We start from the raw sequence: 16,356 nt of genomic DNA, 5'->3' as shown, positions 1-16,356 counted from the left end.
AAAGTAAGCCACCTCAGGTTGTTGCGGACAAAAAAATGGGACTCATCAGAGTCCCATTTTTTATTTCGCCGCTTACTCGGGCTTGCGACCGCGAGTCGGGCGCTGGCCATCGGTAGCCGGACGACGCGGCGCGCCTGCCGGTTTGCGCGAAGGACGCTCGGTCAACTCAACACCTGGCCGCGTGGTGCGCGGTTTAGCAGGAGCACGCTTGTTGACGTCAGTCGGGCGCTCAGCAACGGCCGAACCGCGATCGTTACGACCGCCACGCTCTTCACCACGCGCCGGGCCGCCATGGGCCGGACGCAAAGTGCGCGCCGAACGCTCACCGCGACCCACCGGCTTGGCCGATTTGCGCTGCATGCGATCGAGCTTGTCGCGGGTTTTCTCTTTCATGTCCGGCATAGCGACAGGCTTGAGGCCGACTTCTTCACTGAGAATGTCGACTTCGCGCTGGCCCATTTCGCGCCAGCGGCCCATGGTCAGGTCGGAGGTCATGAACACCGGACCAAAGCGCACGCGCTTCAAACGGCTGACCACAACGCCCTGCGATTCCCACAGGCGACGCACTTCGCGGTTACGGCCTTCCATTACCACGCAGTGGTACCAATGGTTGAAGCCCTCACCGCCAGGCGCTTCCTTGATGTCGGTGAACTTGGCCGGGCCATCTTCCAGCATCACGCCAGCCTTGAGGCGCTCGATCATTTCCTCATCCACTTCACCACGTACACGCACCGCGTATTCGCGGTCCATCTGGTAAGACGGGTGCATCAGACGGTTCGCCAGCTCACCGTCGGTGGTGAACATCAGCAAGCCCGTCGTGTTGATGTCGAGGCGACCGATATTGATCCAGCGGCCTTCTTTCGGGCGCGGCAGACGATCAAATACGGTGGGGCGACCTTCCGGGTCGTCACGGGTACAAATTTCGCCGTCGGGCTTGTTGTAGATAATCACACGACGTACGGTTTCAGCCGCTTCTTCGCGCTTGATCAACTTGCCATCGATGGCAATCGCATCGTGCAAATCTACGCGTTGGCCAAGGGTTGCGGCGACGTTATTGACCTTGACGCGGCCTGCGCCGATCCAGGTTTCAATTTCACGGCGTGAAGCCAAACCCATACGGGCCAGGACTTTCTGCAGTTTTTCGCCAGCGGGGCTATGTTCTGGGGTTTCACTCATCTGGGCACCTCCCGGTGTTTCTATAGTGATGGAACGACATCTCGTCGAAGGGCGCGCATCATACGCGCCCGTTGAAATAGTAGCCAGCCATTCGTAACGCGGCGGACTTTACGCCGACCGGTCGCAGGCGTTAGCCGTTACCAGTTGCGCTCGTTGAGCTCAGCCGCAATCGCTTCCTGCAGCGCCCGCGCCTCTTCCGCTTCTGCTTCAGCAAGGGCGCGCGCCTCGGCTGCGGATTCATCTTCCGCGCTTGGCGCGGTAGCCGGCGCTGGCTGGGACGTTTCTGACGGCTCAGCGGCGGCAGCAGATTGGCCAGACTCATCCTCGGTTCCGTCTTCCTCATTGCCGTCCGACGCCGCTGCGGGTGTCTGCGGCAATTCGGTGAGGTCGTCAAAGTCGACCTTCAAGCCCTGCTCCATGCTGTCGAGTTCAGCCAACAGGCTGCTGAAACTGGTTTCCTTGGCGTCAGGCGCATCCGGCGTCGCCTCAGCGTCTTCGCTCAGGGCCAGATCGGCACGCGCCTGCAGGCTGTCCGGTACTGGCGCATCGTCGTCCTGGCTGTAATCCGGTTGCGCCGGCTCAAGTTCGCGCAGTTCGGCCAGCGGCGGCAACTGGTCGAGGCTTTTCAGATTGAAGTGATCGAGGAAATGCTTGGTGGTGGCCAACATGGCCGGTTTGCCCGGTACATCGCGATAACCCACCACGCGAATCCACTCGCGCTCAAGCAGGGTTTTGACGATGTTGCTGTTAACCGCCACGCCGCGAATATCTTCGATCTCGCCACGGGTAATCGGCTGGCGATAAGCAACCAGCGCCAGAGTTTCCAGCAAGGCCCGCGAATAACGCTGCGGGCGCTCTTCCCACAGGCGCCCAACCCAGGGTGCAAACTTCTCGCGCACCTGCAGCCGGTAGCCCGTGGCAACTTCAACCAGCTCGACTGCCCGCCCGTCACACGCCTTGGCCAAGAGGCTCAGGGCTTTCTTGAACACGGCAGGTTCCGGGCGTTCGGCTTCTTCGAACAACTCGTACAAACGCTCTATCGACTGCGCCTTGCCCGAAGCCAGCAGGAAGGCTTCAAGCAAAGTTGATAACTCGCGGGGATCACTCAAATTCATGCTTATTCGGCTCGAGCACGGACATGGATAGGGCCATAAGCCTCATTTTGCACCAACTCGACCAGCGATTCCTTGATCAATTCAAGAACTGCCATAAAGGTCACAACCACCCCGAGCCGCCCTTCTTCTGCGTGGAACAGCTCAACGAACGGCACAAACTCACCGCCCTTGAGGCGCTCCAGCACGTCACTCATGCGCTCGCGGGTAGACAGCGTCTCGCGGGTCACCTGATGGCTTTCGAACATATCGGCGCGGCGCAGCACTTCCGCCATCGACACCAGCAACTCTTCCAGGCTGACATCGGGCAGCAGCTTGCGCGCCTTGGCTTGCGGGGCATCCAGGCGCGGCACCGTTAAATCGCGGCCAACGCGCGGCAAGGTATCCAGCCCTTCAGCGGCGGCTTTGTAGCGTTCGTATTCCTGCAGACGACGAATCAGCTCCGCGCGCGGGTCATCCTCTTCCTCGACCATGTCGCTTGAGCGCGGCAACAACATGCGCGATTTGATCTCTGCCAGCATCGCAGCCATCACTAGGTATTCTGCCGCCAACTCCAGACGCACGGCCTGCATCAGCTCGACATAGCCCATGTATTGGCGGGTAATTTCAGCCACTGGAATGTCCAGCACATCGATGTTTTGCTTGCGAATCAGGTAAAGCAGCAAGTCCAGCGGGCCTTCAAAGGCCTCAAGGAACACCTCGAGCGCGTCCGGCGGAATATACAGGTCGATTGGCAGGTCATTGAAAGCCTCGCCATAGACCTTGGCAAACGGCAGCTCTTGCTGAGCGCCGGCCTGGCTGTCGAGTGGCTGATCGAGTGTTTCAGTGCTCATGGCACAGGCTTCCAAATCTGAACGGCTGTGATGTTAGCGCGCGATTACGCCGGGCGGAAACACAGAATGGGCGGCGCTGCGCACAATTCACAGCAGCGCTACTGGGCCAATAGCCAATTAACGGTAATTGATGCCCATGGCCGAGCGCACTTCGGCCAGGGTTTCTCGCGCCTCAACGCGGGCACGGTCGGCGCCCTCGGCGAGAATGTGGCGGACCAGATCCGGGTTATCGCGGTACTCCGCCGCACGCAGCTGCAAGGGTTGTAAATCCAGCTGCACCGCCTCGATCAGCGGCCCTTTGCATTCAAGGCAGCCGATGCTGGCACTTTTACAGCCTTCAGCCGCCCACGCGCAGGTACTGGTGTCGGAGTAAATCTCGTGCAGCGGCCACACCGGGCAGTTCTGCGGGCTGCCCGGATCGGAGCGATGCACCCGCGCCGGATCAGTCGGCATGCGCTTGATCTTGTCTTCGATGGCATCCGGGCTGTCACACAGGTAAATCGCGTTGCTGTTGGCCTTGGACATCTTGCCGCCATCTAGTCCGGCAAGGCGCGAGGTGTCGCTGAGCAAGCTTTGCGGCTCGGGCAGCAGCACTTTACCGCCGCCTTCGAGATAGCCGAACAAACGCTCTTTGTCGCCGATGGTGATGTTTTGCAGCTCTTTCAACAGCGCCCGAGCGGTGTCCAGCGCCTCGACATCGCCCTGCTCCTGATAAGCCTGACGCAGCTTGTTGTAGAGCTTGGCCGGTTTCTTACCGAGTTTGATGATCGCCGCCTCGGCCTTTTCTTCAAAACCGGGCTCGCGTCCGTATAGATGGTTAAAGCGTCGCGCGACATCGCGGGCAAATTCGACATGCGCCTGTTGATCTCCGCCAACCGGCACCACACCGGCGCGATAAAGCAGAATATCGGCGGCTTGCAGGAGCGGATAACCGAGAAACCCGTAGGTTGATAAGTCCTTGCCACGCTGCTGTTCCTGCGCCTCTTTATAGGTCGGCAGGCGTTCCAGCCAACTCAGCGGGCAGATCATCGACAGCAACAAGTGCAATTCGGCGTGTTCCGGCACTTGCGACTGAATAAACATGGTTGAGGAGCTGGGGCTGACTCCCGCTGAGAGCCAGTCGATCGCCATGTCCATCACATGGCCGGAAATATTGCCCACTTCATCGTATTCGGTGGTCAGCGCGTGCCAGTCAACGATGCTGAAGAAGCACTCGTAGGTGTGCTGCAACTTGGTCCAGTTTTTCAACACACCGTGGTAATGACCAAGGTGCAATCGACCACTGGGACGCATCCCCGACAAGACGCGACGTTCTGACTCAACAGGATTCAAACCGGTAACCTATTCGATCTAAAGATGGCTGGAGTATAACGAGCCAAGGCGGTCGCGCGGTATATACCGGAAAAAATCATCGTAACGATGCTTTTCACAAGACCTCAAGCATCCTCGAACGGGCTCGGATCGCCGCAGCCAACCCGCACAACCTGAGGCTCGCCTTCTGCCAGATTGATTACCGTCGAGGCTTCCAGCCCGCCGTGGCCGCCATCAACAATCAGATCGACCTGATGCTCAAGCTTCTCGCGCATCTCGTACGGATCGCTCATGGGCAGGTCATCTCCCGGCAGAATCAGGCTGACACTCATCAGCGGCTCACCCAACTCCTCCAGCAGCGCTTCGGCGATCGGATGGCCCGGCACGCGCAAACCGATGGTCCGGCGCTTGGGATGCAGGAGCATGCGCGGAACTTCGCGGGTGGCATTGAGGATGAAGGTATAAGGGCCGGGGGTGTGGTTTTTCAGCAGGCGGAATGCGCCGGTATCAATCTTGGCGAACACACTCAGCTGGGACAGGTCACGACACACCAGCGTGAAGTTGTGCTTGTCATCAAGCTGGCGCAAGCGCCGTATTCGCTCGATGGCATTCTTGTCGCCAATCCGGCAGCCCACCGCATAGGACGAGTCGGTTGGGTAAACCACCACGCCACCGGCACGGATAATCTCGACCGCCTGCTTGATCAGACGATTCTGCGGGCTCTGCGGGTGAATCTGGAAAAACTGGCTCATGCTAGACCCCTGATCCGACAACAATAGACTGCTGGACATGCTTGAAACGCCTCCACAGTAGCGTCAGATCATCCGGTACCGGGCGATACATACCCAGTTCAGACCAGTCGCCCGGCGCATGAAAGTCACTCCCCGCGCTCGCCATCAAGCCAAACTCGCGCGCTAAAATAGCCAAACCGCCCACCTGCTCTGCCGGTTGCATGCCATTGACCACTTCCAGCGCATGCCCACCTGCCTGGGCGAATGCCGCAATTAATTTGCGTCGCTTACTACGAGTAAAGTCGTACTGCCACGGGTGCGCCAGACTAATCCACGCGCCCGACTGCTTTAATGTGTTTACCGCTTCATCCAAAGAGGGCCAATGTTGCTTCACATCACCGAGCTTGCCCGAGCCCAACCATTTGCGGAACGCCTCTGCGCGATCCTTCACATGGCCCTGGCGAACCAGAAAATCAGCGAAGTGCGGGCGCGCTGGGGCATTGCCGCTGTCGCCCAGCTCCTGCTGGATAGCGCGCGCGCCTTCAAGTGCGCCCGGCATGCCTTTGAGCTCAAGCTTGCGGCTGATTTCTGCCGCGCGCAGCCAGCGGCCATCGTGCAGATCAGCGATCGCCTTGGTCAGGGCTGGAGCCTCTGCATCGAAGCCGTAACCGAGCACATGAATCGTCGCCCCGCCCCACATGCAGGACAATTCAATCCCGTTTATCAACTGCATTTGCAGCGAATCTGCCGCCGCACGCGCCTCACCAATGCCCTCGCAGGTATCGTGATCGGTTAACGCGAGCAGCCGGACGCCACGCTCATGCGCCCGCGCAACAACGGCTGCGGGGGCCAGCGCGCCATCTGAGGCGGTGCTGTGACAATGCAGATCAACTTCCATAACGGGCACTTTCTCAGTCATTTATGTTTATTATTATGCAGGCACATGCAGTTTCATGCTGCCAGGACTGAAGATTTCTTCGTCTTACCTGCCCTGGCTTCGACGCCCCATCACCTGCAACCTTCGAATTAAGGACTGAGATGCTCTACGCCATCATTGCTACCGATGTTGAAAACTCGCTGGAAAACCGCCTTGCCGCCCGCCCGGCCCACCTCGCGCGCCTGGAACAGTTGAAAAGCCAGGGCCGCCTGATCCTCGCCGGTCCAAACCCGGCCATCGACAGCAACGATCCGGGCGCTGCGGGCTTCACCGGCAGCCTGATTGTCGCCGAATTCGCTTCACTGAGCGCCGCACAGGAATGGGCCGACGCCGATCCATACCGCGCAGCTGGCGTTTATGAGTCCGTTGTAGTCAAGCCATTCAAGCTGGTTCTGCCTTAAGCGCACGCCTCACCCGAACCGCGCTTGGCAAAAGGGCTGGCGCCCGAAGCGCGGATTGGGCTACTTATAATAATTCGAATATTCGCCGGAGCATCCGCTCAGGCTCGGGAGTCTTGATGCGTCAACTTCTACCGTGTTTGCTGTTCACTGCATGGCTTGTGCCTTTGCAGGTGCAGGCAGAAGAAACTATTGCAGTTAACCCAGAGTCCGAGACAGAGCCCACCGCGCAGTCCATGCTTCAGGTAAAACTTGATGAGCTGCAACAGCGTCTGGCGCAAAGTGAACAACAGCGCGAGGTTCTCGCCGCCGAGCTGAACAACAACCAGCGTGAGATCGAAAGTGCGCAACTGCAACGCTTGCGCCAGGACAATCAGCGCCTCAAGCTAGAACTCAAGCGTGTACGCACTGAACAACCCGCACCGCTGGTGAGCGAACAACAAATGTGGTTTGCAATCGGTGGAGCAACGGCATTGCTCTGTGTACTGTTTGGCGCGTTGCTGCGGGGTAATGGCCGCAAACGTTCCGGCTGGGCAAATTAGTCGCTGTAATTACGAGTCATGACATGAGTGCATTACTGTTAATAGATGACGACGTCGAACTGTGCGAGCTGCTCAATCACTGGTTGAGCCAGGAAGGGTTCACGGTCAGCGCTTGCCATGATGGCGAGAGCGCCAAGCGTGCATTGGCCGAGCAAGAACCCGACGCCGTGGTACTCGACGTGATGCTCCCGGATGGCAGCGGATTGGAACTGCTCAAACAATTGCGCAACGACTTCCCGGAGCTTCCGGTACTGATGCTGTCTGCGCGGGGCGAGCCGTTCGACCGCATTCTCGGCCTGGAACTGGGCGCTGATGACTACCTGGCCAAGCCGTGTGATCCGCGCGAGCTGACCGCACGGCTACGCGCAGTTCTGCGCCGCACGCTGCCGCCCGCCGCACCGAGCCAACTGGAACAGGGTGATCTGAGCTACAGCCATGCACGCGGCGTGGTAACCGTGGCCGGACAGGAAATTGCCCTCACCCTTTCAGAGAGTAAGGTGCTCGAAGCCCTGCTCCGCCAACCCGGCGAACCGGTAGACAAGCAGGAGCTGGCGCAACTGGCGCTGGGTCGCAAGCTGACGCTGTACGATCGCAGCCTCGACATGCATGTCAGTAACCTGCGTAAAAAGCTCGGCACCCACGCCGACGGCCGCCACCGGATTGTCGCCCTGCGTAGCCGTGGTTATTACTACAACGCTTGAGCGATGAATTACGGCCCGCTGCGCTTTTACTGATAAGCAGCCGCCTTTACCGAAGCTTTACGCTTGGCTGACTGCGCTTTACTTTGCGCGCCGTACACTGAACTCATCCGGTAACAGACCGGCATCAAGATCAGGAGATACATCATGCGCAAGACACTAACTGCAGTTCTGCTCGCTCTGACCCTGCCAGCCGTGGCCATGGCCGCGATGCCAGAAGGTGGCCCGCGTCATGAAGGCGGCCATCATGGCGGCGGCATGTTCAAAGAGCTGAACCTGAGCAAAGAACAGAAGCAAGAAATGCACAAGCTGATGCGTCAGCAGATGAAAGACCGTCACGACATCACCCGCAAATATCTCGACAAGCTGCCAGAAGCTGAGCAGAAAGCCATGAAAGCCGAGATGGACGCTTCACGCGAAACCCAGCAGAGCGCCATGCGTGCCCTGCTCAAGCCGGAGCAGCAGGCTGCGTTTGATGCTCAGCTGAAGAAAATGCAAGAACGTCGCGCCGCTAAAGAAGCTGAAAAAGCGGCAAAACCGGCCAACTGACCGGAACGGCTTTGGGGCCATACAGACCCCAAAGCCTGACTCGATTCGACAAGCCCGTGCAGCCTGCGCTGCGCGGGCTTTGTTGCGTATGACTGAATAGCAGGAGATACCGTGCGCTCAATGTTCTGGCGAATTTTTGCAAGTCTCTGGTTGGCCATTGCGCTGGTCGCCGGCCTGTCGATACTGCTTGGCCATGCGCTCAATCAGGATGCCTGGATCATCAATCATCATCCGGCCATTAAAAACCTCGCCAAACAATGGACCCAGCGCTATGAACGTGAGGGACCAGCGGCCGCGCAAGACCTGCTGGAGAAAGCCCGCAAACGCTATCGCTTGAATGTTCAGGTCATCGGCGAGAATGGTCAGCAGGTAGTCGAAGGTACATTTCCCCAGCGTGCGGCTGATTTCGAGTCCCGCCAGCCCAATAAAAAACGCCTGCCCTGGCGGCGTATGACCAGCGAATACAGCAGCCCAACCAGCGGCGAAACCTTTCTGTTCATTTACCGTATTCCGCACCCAGAACTCGACGCCTGGCATCGCGGCAGCCTGCTCTGGCCGCTGAGTGCACTGTGTATTGCGCTGGTGGTTCTGACCGGACTAAGCGTTTTGCTGACGCTTTCTATCACCCGCCCGTTAAGCCGCTTGCGCGGCGCGGTGCATGACCTTGGCCAAACCAGCTATCAGCAAGACAGCCTGGCGCTGCTCGGCCAACGCCGGGATGAGTTCGGCCTGCTGGCCCGTGACTTCAACCGGATGGGCGCACGTTTGCAGGGCTTGATAGGCAGCCAACGGCAACTCCTGCGCGATGTGTCCCATGAATTACGCTCACCATTGGCGCGCCTGCGAATTGCTCTGGCACTGGCCGAGCGCGCCAGCCAGGAGGAACGCGAGAAACTCTGGCCGCGCCTGACCAAAGAATGCGATCGCCTCGAAGCATTGATCAGTGAGATTCTGGCCCTCGCCCGCCTCGATGCCGAGCCCGGCGCTGAACAAGTGATTGATCTGCCGCGCCTGTTGAACAAGCTGCGTGAAGATGCACAGCTCAGCGCGCCAGAACAGAACATCCAGATCAGCGTGGATCAGTCGATCAAACTGACAGGCTGGCCGGAAATGCTGGAACGCGCTATCGACAACTTGCTGCGCAATGCATTGCGCTTCAATCCGGCGGATCAGCCGATCGAAATCAACGTGAGCCGCAGCGGCGAAAATGCCTGGATAAATATCCGCGATCACGGCCCGGGCACAGCCCCCGAGAACTTGCCCCAACTCGGCGAGCCGTTTTTTCGCGCGCCGGGCCAGAGCGCTCCGGGCCACGGTTTGGGTCTGGCGATTGCGCGGCGCGCAGCAGAACGTTTGGGCGGCAGCTTGAGCTTGAGCAATCACCCGCAAGGCGGCTTCAACGCACGCCTTTGCTTGCCGCTACTCGATGAAGCCACAGGCAGAGCCTGAGCCGAACCCGCTCAACCGAGCAGCACTGGGTCAAGTCGCGGCGATTACTCAGCCTGCGACTTGGCCGACCACGACGTCACAAAGTCAGCGCACTCAAGCGGCGCCGGCGTGCGCAATTCACGCTCAGGCGTGCCCAGATACAGATACCCGACAATCTGCTCATGGCTCGCCAACCCGAGCCCTGCGGCAACGGTTGAGTTGTACGCCATGTCGCCGGTACGCCAAACCACGCCAACACCTTGCGCGTAAGCAGCCAGTTCAATTGCATGGGCAGCACAGCCGGCGGCCAGCACCTGCTCCTGCGCCGGCACCTTGTAGTGATCCTGAACCACCGCAATGACCACAATCATCAAGGGTGCACGCAGCGGCATCGCCCGCGCCTTGTCCAGCGCTGCCTGCGTAGGAACTTCAGCGCCCGCCAGCAAAGCCTGCACAAACAACTCGCCGAGCTGCTCACGCGCCTGATCCTCAATGGTCAGAAAACGCCAGGGCCGCAACTGGCCGTGATCGGGCGCGCGCAACGCGGCCTTGAACATCAGCTCGCGCTGCTCAGCCGTAGGCCCCGGCTCGGTCAAACGTGGCGCCGAAACGCGGTTTAGCAGTGCATCCAGTGCATCCATTGAAAACCTCCAACTACAGGTAAAACATTCAGGCACGACAATACAGCAGCGCTGCAGTCACCGACTGGCTGCATTAAATCATCATACGCACTGCCAACTGTAGTCCTTGCACGCACTGACGCTGCACGCCTCTGTCCGAGCAGGCATGCATAGTCAAGGTGTCACGGGCAGTTGAGCGGCGCCCACAGCATCTGCAAATGCAGAAAGTGTGGGGCTGCGAGGCTTTATGCGACGCGCTCGGGAGAGATCATCGGCTGTACCGGCGGCGTTAATGGCGGCATGCCATAGGCTGCGCGAGCATCATCACAACGAGGGTTGTGTTCACCATTGGCCCAGGACGCTTCAAACTCACGACACGGCGAGGAGCGGTTTTCATACAGCGTGCAGCGCACGCCTTCACCGACCTCACCCATCAACGAGTTGCAACGGGCTGGTTTGTACTCAGTGCCGCGCATGGCAACCCGGTGCGGGGTAATCAGGACCACCTGATCATCCGGCACGGTGCCGCCAGCCGACTGGCACTCACCCCAAAAGAAAGACACACGAAAATACGCGCAGCAGGCGCCGCACGTTAAACAAGGATTAGCGTTAGACATGATTTAATGGGCTCAGAAACCGGCAAGGGCCGGCACCTGGCGGCTATTCTATGCAGCGCCGTTAAATTGTAAAGCGACGTTTTAAGGTTGGTTTACAGCACACAACAGGTGAGTAAAATGGCGCCTTTTGCCATACTCCACACCGTACCCAAATCGAGCCCAATTAAATGGCCCTGCCGACGCTAAGAATTATCGGTTTCATCCTCGGCATCTTCCTTCTTACGTTGTCACTCAGCATGGTTATTCCCGTGCTGACATTATTGATTTACGACCGCACTGGCGATCTCGATCCGTTCTTGTGGTCGAGCCTTATCACCGCAATCGCAGGTTTAGCCCTGGTTATTCCAGGCCGCCCCGAAAACGCTCATCTACGCCCCCGCGACATGTACCTGTTAACCACCGGCAGCTGGCTGGTGGTGTGCGTATTTGCGGCGTTGCCAATGGTGCAGATTCACCACATCAGCTACACCGATGCCTTTTTCGAGACCATGTCGGGCATCACCACCACGGGCTCTACCGTGATTACTGGGCTGGATACAGCTTCTCCGGGGCTGTTGATCTGGCGCTCGATGCTGCAATGGCTGGGCGGCATCGGCTTCATCGGCATGGCCGTGGCCATTTTGCCGCTGCTGCGCGTCGGTGGCATGCGTCTGTTCCAGACCGAATCATCGGACTGGGGCGAGAAAGTCATGCCGCGCTCGCACATGGCAGCCAAGTACATTCTGCTGGTGTATGTGGGTCTCACCGTGATCGGCTTCGCCTCTTTCTGGGCCGCCGGCATGACCCCGTTTGATGCAATCAACCATTCGATGACCTCGATTTCAACCGGCGGCTACTCGACGTCCGACTCATCCTTGGCGCATTGGGAACAACCCGCTGTGCATTGGGTGTCGGTGATGATGATGATTTGCGGCGGCCTGCCGTTCACCCTGTACGTCGCCACATTGCGTGGAAATCGTCAGGCCCTGTTCAAGGATCATCAGGTGCGCGGGTTTCTGGGTTTCTTGCTGGTGACCTGGATGGTATTTGGCACCTGGCTGTGGCTGCACTCCGATTACAGCTGGTTCACCGCCGTGCGCATTGTCGCGGTAAACGTCACCTCGGTTGTCACCACCACCGGTTTCGCCCTTGGCGACTACACCTTGTGGGGCAGCTTCTCGATGATGCTGTTTTTCTATCTGACCTTTATGGGCGCCTGCTCCGGCTCCACTTCGGGCGGCCTGAAAATCTTCCGTTTTCAGGTGGCTTATGTCTTGCTGCGTGCCAACTTGCAGCAACTGGTGCACCCGCGAGCGGTGATCAAACAGCAATACAACAACCACAATCTCGACGAAGACATCGTTCGCTCACTGATTACTTTCTCGTTCTTCTTCACCATCACCATCGGCATCATCGCCCTCGGCCTGGCACTGATCGGTTTGGACTGGGTCACCGCCTTGACCGGCGCAGCCACGGCGGTGTGTAACGTTGGCCCGGGCCTGGGACCGATTATTGGCCCGGCCGGTAACTTCGCCAGCCTGCCAGACTCGGCCAAATGGCTGCTGACCATCGGCATGCTGCTCGGGCGCCTGGAAATCCTCACGGTGTTTGTTCTGGTCACCCGCGCGTTCTGGAGGCACTAACCCGGTGGCCAATATTTGCGCACTATTTAATGCAGCCACGTCGGGCAATGCCTTGGTGACTAAAACAACACGGGTAGCGCATTAACATGTCAGGGCCGACGCTGAGAATCATCGGATTCATCAACGGTATCTTTCTGATTACCCTGGCCATCAGCATGCTGGTGCCCGTAATCACCCTGCTGATATACGAGCGCACGAATGAGATGGGCGGCTTTCTATGGTCGAGCATCTGCTGCCTGATCGCAGGCCTTGCGCTGATTGCCAGAGGCCGGCCAGAAGGCGTTAATCTGCGCCCCCGCGACATGTACCTGCTCACCGTTTCGAGCTGGCTGGTGGTCGGCGTTTTTGCCTCTGTGCCGTTCGTACTCGCGCAGAAAATGAGTTACACCGACGCCTTCTTTGAAAGCATGAGCGGCATCACCGCGACTGGCGCCACGGTGCTCAGCGGCCTGGATGAAATGTCGCAAGGCATCTTGATCTGGCGCTCGCTGCTGCACTGGCTCGGCGGCATGGGTTTTATCGGTATGGCGGTGGCCATTCTGCCCATGTTGCGCATCGGTGGCATGCGTCTGTTCCAGACCGAATCTTCTGACCGCAGTGAAAAAATCCTGCCACGCTCACACATGGTGGCCAAGTTCATGGTGTTGGCCTACGTCGGCCTGAGCCTGATCGGTGTCCTGGCGTTCTGGCTGGCCGGCATGGGCTTGTTCGACTCGATCAATCACACCATGTCGGCCATCGCCACCGGCGGATTTTCGACCTCGGACCGCTCACTCGGCAACTGGTCGCAGCCGGCCATTCACTGGGTTGCAGTGGTGCTGATGATTCTCGGCAGCTTGCCATTCGTGCTGTACGTATCGGTGCTGCGCGGCAACTACAAAGCCTTGTTGCACGACCAGCAGGTGCGCGGCTTTATCGGAATTCTGCTGCTGATCTGGTTGGTACTGGGCTCGTGGTACGCACTCACCACCCAGTTGCACTGGCTCGAAGCCGTGCGCCATGTGGCGGTCAACACCACATCGATCATCTCGACCACCGGCTTCGCCTTGGGCGACTACACGCTGTGGGGCGGATTTGCCGGCATGCTGTTCTTCTACATCGGCTTTGTTGGCGGCTGTTCGGGCTCGACCGCTGGTGGCCTGAAAATCTTCCGTTTTCAGGTGGCGTACAGCCTGCTCAAAGCCAACTTGCTGCAACTGGTGCACCCGCGCGCCGTGATCAAGCAACGCTACAACAACCACCGCCTTGATGAAGACATTGTCCGCTCGATCCTGACCTTCGCCTTCGTCTACACCAGCACCATCGCGGTACTCGCGCTCGGGCTGACGTTGTGCGGTCTGGACTGGATCACCGCACTCAGCGGCGCGGCGAGCACGCTCTCTGGCGTGGGGCCGGGCATGGGCGAAATCATTGGCCCGGCCGGTAATTTCTCAAGCCTGCCAGACACCGCCAAGTGGATTCTCACCACCGGCATGCTGCTCGGCCGCCTGGAAATTCTGACGGTGCTGATCCTGTTCGTGCCGACCTTCTGGCGTCACTGAGCACACGAATTAAACGCTGGCTTTGTCGGCCTTTATGCCTTGCAGGTGGGCAGCGCGGTAATCGCTCGGCGTTACCCCGAACCAGCGTCGAAATGCCCTGAAGAAATTACTCGGATCGGCAAAACCTAACAAATACGAGGCTTCCAGCAGCGTCAGCGAAGGTTGCTGCAAGTACTGCTCGGCCAGTTCACGGCGCGTATCGTCAAGCAATTGCTGAAAGCTGGTGCCCTCCTCCTGCAACCGGCGCTGCAAGGTGCGTTGGGAAACCAGCAGCGTCTGCGCCACCCGCTCACGCTTCGGCTCGCCTTGGGGAAGCAGCCGGCAAAGCACTTGTCGGGTTTGATGCGTGACACGGCTCTCAGAGAAGCGGGTCAGGTACTCACCTGCAAAACGGTCATGCAGTTGCGCCAGTGAATGATTCGCAGTCGGTAACGGCGCCTCCATGTCGGCAGGCTCAAACAGCAACGCATAGTGGCTGGAGTTGAAACTCAACGGCGCCTGAAACACCTGCTGGAACGGTTCGATATCATCCGGCGGCGAGCCCTGGAACAACACCTGCCGTGGCTGGATCATGCGCCCGCTGATCCAGCGGCAAAACGCCAGCGCATAGGCCATCGAAGCCTCAGCGCTTTGCCGGGCCGGAGGCAGGCGATCGCCATGAATCGCCAACACCAGCTCATAGCCCTTGGCCGTTTGCGTAAAGCTCAGATCGGCGCCTTCGGCGATGATTCGCTGATAACGCACCAGACGCGCCAACCCTTCCCTGAGGCTGGCACTCGACATCAGCGCGTATCCGACCACATGAAACGAGGCTGGGCGGATCACTTTAGCCATGTTCAAACCAATCGCCGGATTGCCGGAAATCGCCACAGCCCGCTGCCACAGCCGCGTCATGTCGTCCTGAGCAAAGCGCGCATCGGGGTTTTCAAGGTCGCTGTAATTGAGGCCCAGTTCCGGGAAGATCGCCCGGCAATCGACACCGCCCATTTCAAGCGCCTGCACGATGCCCAAAGCCCAACTCGATGAAGTCGTACGTTCACTCATGGTGGTTTCTTATTAGATTCGGCTATGACCAATCCGGTCGGTTTGAATGAGAAGGATACTAAACTGGCACTTATTGTCACTGGCTGCGCGAGCCACTCAACCTACACTGCGAAAACCCAAAGTGACACTGCCGCCGCGCATCAGGCACGCTGCGAATAGCCAATAATAAGCGGAGAACCGCCATGACCCGACCTGCCGAATCACGTTTTCAAAGCTTTGCCGAGTTTTATCCTTACTACCTGCAAGAGCACAGTAATCCGACCTGCCGTCGCCTGCATTATGTCGGCAGTTTGCTGGTGTTGTGCATCCTTGCTTATGCGCTGGCATCCCAACAATGGCTGTGGTTGCTGGCCGTTCCGCTGGCCGGTTATGGTTTCGCCTGGCTCGGCCACTTCGTGTTTGAGAAAAATCGTCCGGCAACCTTCGATTACCCGTTCTATTCCCTGATGGGCGACTGGGTAATGCTCAAGGATGCCTTCACCGGACGCATCAAATTCTAATAACAATCAGCACACCGAGGAGACCGACTCAATGAGCGCTCAAGCCACTTTCACGCACATGGATCAAGGTACTGCGGACGACTGGGCCATTATCGCCAAAGACTTCACCGCCTTCGCCGCCCAATTGCCAGACCGCATCTTGACCCACCTGAAGCTTTTGGATGGTGATTTCGGCGGATTCCCGATTGACCGCCTGCAACACTCGCTGCAAACGGCTACGCGGGCCCATCAGGATGGTCGCGATGAAGAGTACGTGATCTGCGCGCTGCTACACGACATTGGCGATACACTCGGCTCCTACAATCACCCGGATATTGCCGCGGCCATACTCAAGCCGTTTGTGAGTGCCGAGAACCTGTGGATGGTGGCCAACCACGGGATTTTTCAGGGTTATTACTTCTTCCATCACCTGGGGATGGATCGCCACCTGCGCGAGCAATTCAAAGATCACCCGCAATACCACGCCACCATCGAGTTTTGTGCCAAGTACGATGGCGCCGCTTTTGATCCCGAATTTGAGAGCCTGCCGCTGACGTTCTTCGAGCCAATGTTGCGCCGGGTCTTCGCCAAACCGAAAAACTCGATCTACAAAGCGGCGATGGAGGCCACTGAATAATTCGTTGCACCGTGCAGCCAAACAGCTCAATTGCCACTTGGCGACACCGCATGCCTTGGTTATGATCCCGCTTCCCCTGCA

At 58.7% G+C, this 16,356-nt stretch carries 18 protein-coding genes; 9 read left to right on the top strand and 9 right to left on the bottom strand.

What is annotated here, in order from left to right; all coding sequences use genetic code 11:
- Positions 1–72 precede the first annotated feature (72 nt).
- From rluB to PMYSY11_RS08920, 6 genes are all read right to left on the bottom strand, one after another.
- Positions 73–1,176 carry a 23S rRNA pseudouridine(2605) synthase RluB gene (gene rluB, locus PMYSY11_RS08945; protein WP_069901874.1) on the bottom strand — a complete coding sequence of 368 codons (1,104 nt, stop codon included), beginning with the start codon at positions 1,174–1,176 and terminating at the stop codon, positions 73–75.
- A gap of 137 nt (positions 1,177–1,313) precedes the next feature.
- On the bottom strand, positions 1,314–2,291 hold the full coding sequence (gene scpB, locus PMYSY11_RS08940; protein WP_150548939.1) for an SMC-Scp complex subunit ScpB: 978 nt from the start codon (positions 2,289–2,291) through the stop codon (positions 1,314–1,316).
- 2 nt (positions 2,292–2,293) lie between these two features.
- On the bottom strand, positions 2,294–3,121 hold the full coding sequence (locus PMYSY11_RS08935) for a segregation and condensation protein A (RefSeq protein WP_090510441.1): 828 nt from the start codon (positions 3,119–3,121) through the stop codon (positions 2,294–2,296).
- Positions 3,122–3,238: 117 nt separating this feature from the next.
- Positions 3,239–4,453: a tryptophan--tRNA ligase gene (locus PMYSY11_RS08930; protein ID WP_075723239.1), complete on the bottom strand. Its 1,215-nt coding sequence runs from the start codon at positions 4,451–4,453 to the stop codon at positions 3,239–3,241.
- Positions 4,454–4,557: 104 nt separating this feature from the next.
- On the bottom strand, positions 4,558–5,184 hold the full coding sequence (locus tag PMYSY11_RS08925) for an L-threonylcarbamoyladenylate synthase (protein WP_069901870.1): 627 nt from the start codon (positions 5,182–5,184) through the stop codon (positions 4,558–4,560).
- A gap of 1 nt (position 5,185) precedes the next feature.
- Positions 5,186–6,061, bottom strand: coding sequence for a PHP domain-containing protein (locus PMYSY11_RS08920; RefSeq protein WP_150548938.1), 876 nt, complete (start codon positions 6,059–6,061; stop codon positions 5,186–5,188).
- Positions 6,062–6,201: 140 nt separating this feature from the next.
- Here PMYSY11_RS08920 and PMYSY11_RS08915 point away from each other — a divergent pair, with 140 nt between their 5' ends.
- The 5 genes from PMYSY11_RS08915 to PMYSY11_RS08895 all read left to right on the top strand — a co-directional run bounded on the left by PMYSY11_RS08915 (position 6,202) and on the right by PMYSY11_RS08895 (position 9,736).
- Positions 6,202–6,501 carry a YciI family protein gene (locus PMYSY11_RS08915; RefSeq protein ID WP_150548937.1) on the top strand — a complete coding sequence of 100 codons (300 nt, stop codon included), beginning with the start codon at positions 6,202–6,204 and terminating at the stop codon, positions 6,499–6,501.
- A gap of 116 nt (positions 6,502–6,617) precedes the next feature.
- The gene (locus PMYSY11_RS08910) at positions 6,618–7,040 is read left to right on the top strand and encodes an SH3 domain-containing protein (protein ID WP_239655561.1); all 423 of its coding nucleotides are present in this window, start codon (positions 6,618–6,620) and stop codon (positions 7,038–7,040) included.
- Positions 7,041–7,063: 23 nt separating this feature from the next.
- A complete protein-coding gene (locus PMYSY11_RS08905) occupies positions 7,064–7,741 on the top strand; it encodes a response regulator transcription factor (RefSeq protein WP_150548935.1) in 678 nt (225 codons plus the stop codon).
- 144 nt (positions 7,742–7,885) lie between these two features.
- Positions 7,886–8,287, top strand: coding sequence for a Spy/CpxP family protein refolding chaperone (locus PMYSY11_RS08900; protein ID WP_069901865.1), 402 nt, complete (start codon positions 7,886–7,888; stop codon positions 8,285–8,287).
- Between the two features lie 111 nt (positions 8,288–8,398).
- A complete protein-coding gene (locus tag PMYSY11_RS08895) occupies positions 8,399–9,736 on the top strand; it encodes a sensor histidine kinase (RefSeq protein ID WP_150548934.1) in 1,338 nt (445 codons plus the stop codon).
- A 44-nt stretch (positions 9,737–9,780) separates the two neighbouring features.
- Here PMYSY11_RS08895 and PMYSY11_RS08890 read toward each other — a convergent pair whose 3' ends face one another.
- Both PMYSY11_RS08890 and PMYSY11_RS08885 read right to left on the bottom strand, forming a co-directional pair.
- Positions 9,781–10,356 carry an NAD(P)H nitroreductase gene (locus PMYSY11_RS08890; RefSeq protein ID WP_150548933.1) on the bottom strand — a complete coding sequence of 192 codons (576 nt, stop codon included), beginning with the start codon at positions 10,354–10,356 and terminating at the stop codon, positions 9,781–9,783.
- A gap of 224 nt (positions 10,357–10,580) precedes the next feature.
- On the bottom strand, positions 10,581–10,952 hold the full coding sequence (locus PMYSY11_RS08885; protein ID WP_069901862.1) for a YkgJ family cysteine cluster protein: 372 nt from the start codon (positions 10,950–10,952) through the stop codon (positions 10,581–10,583).
- A gap of 167 nt (positions 10,953–11,119) precedes the next feature.
- On the opposite strand from PMYSY11_RS08885, the gene PMYSY11_RS08880 reads away from it, so the two are divergent.
- Positions 11,120–12,574, top strand: a complete 1,455-nt coding sequence (locus PMYSY11_RS08880; protein WP_069901861.1) for a TrkH family potassium uptake protein — start codon at positions 11,120–11,122, stop codon at positions 12,572–12,574.
- An 86-nt stretch (positions 12,575–12,660) separates the two neighbouring features.
- Positions 12,661–14,115 carry a TrkH family potassium uptake protein gene (locus PMYSY11_RS08875; RefSeq protein ID WP_090510457.1) on the top strand — a complete coding sequence of 485 codons (1,455 nt, stop codon included), beginning with the start codon at positions 12,661–12,663 and terminating at the stop codon, positions 14,113–14,115.
- Positions 14,116–14,124: 9 nt separating this feature from the next.
- Here the strand turns inward: PMYSY11_RS08875 and PMYSY11_RS08870 are convergent, their stop codons facing one another.
- The gene (locus PMYSY11_RS08870) at positions 14,125–15,159 is read right to left on the bottom strand and encodes an AraC family transcriptional regulator (RefSeq protein WP_150548932.1); all 1,035 of its coding nucleotides are present in this window, start codon (positions 15,157–15,159) and stop codon (positions 14,125–14,127) included.
- A 182-nt stretch (positions 15,160–15,341) separates the two neighbouring features.
- On the opposite strand from PMYSY11_RS08870, the gene PMYSY11_RS08865 reads away from it, so the two are divergent.
- Positions 15,342–15,659: an Mpo1-like protein gene (locus PMYSY11_RS08865; RefSeq protein ID WP_069901858.1), complete on the top strand. Its 318-nt coding sequence runs from the start codon at positions 15,342–15,344 to the stop codon at positions 15,657–15,659.
- 31 nt (positions 15,660–15,690) lie between these two features.
- Positions 15,691–16,275, top strand: a complete 585-nt coding sequence (locus PMYSY11_RS08860; RefSeq protein ID WP_150548931.1) for an HD domain-containing protein — start codon at positions 15,691–15,693, stop codon at positions 16,273–16,275.
- Positions 16,276–16,356 lie beyond the last annotated feature (81 nt).

Origin of the sequence: Pseudomonas marincola, assembly GCF_900682675.2 — a bacterium.
In the GTDB taxonomy this organism is placed as follows: domain Bacteria; phylum Pseudomonadota; class Gammaproteobacteria; order Pseudomonadales; family Pseudomonadaceae; genus Aquipseudomonas; species Aquipseudomonas marincola.
Note: the sequence above shows the minus strand (reverse complement) of the source record. Positions and strands in the feature narration are given on the sequence as shown.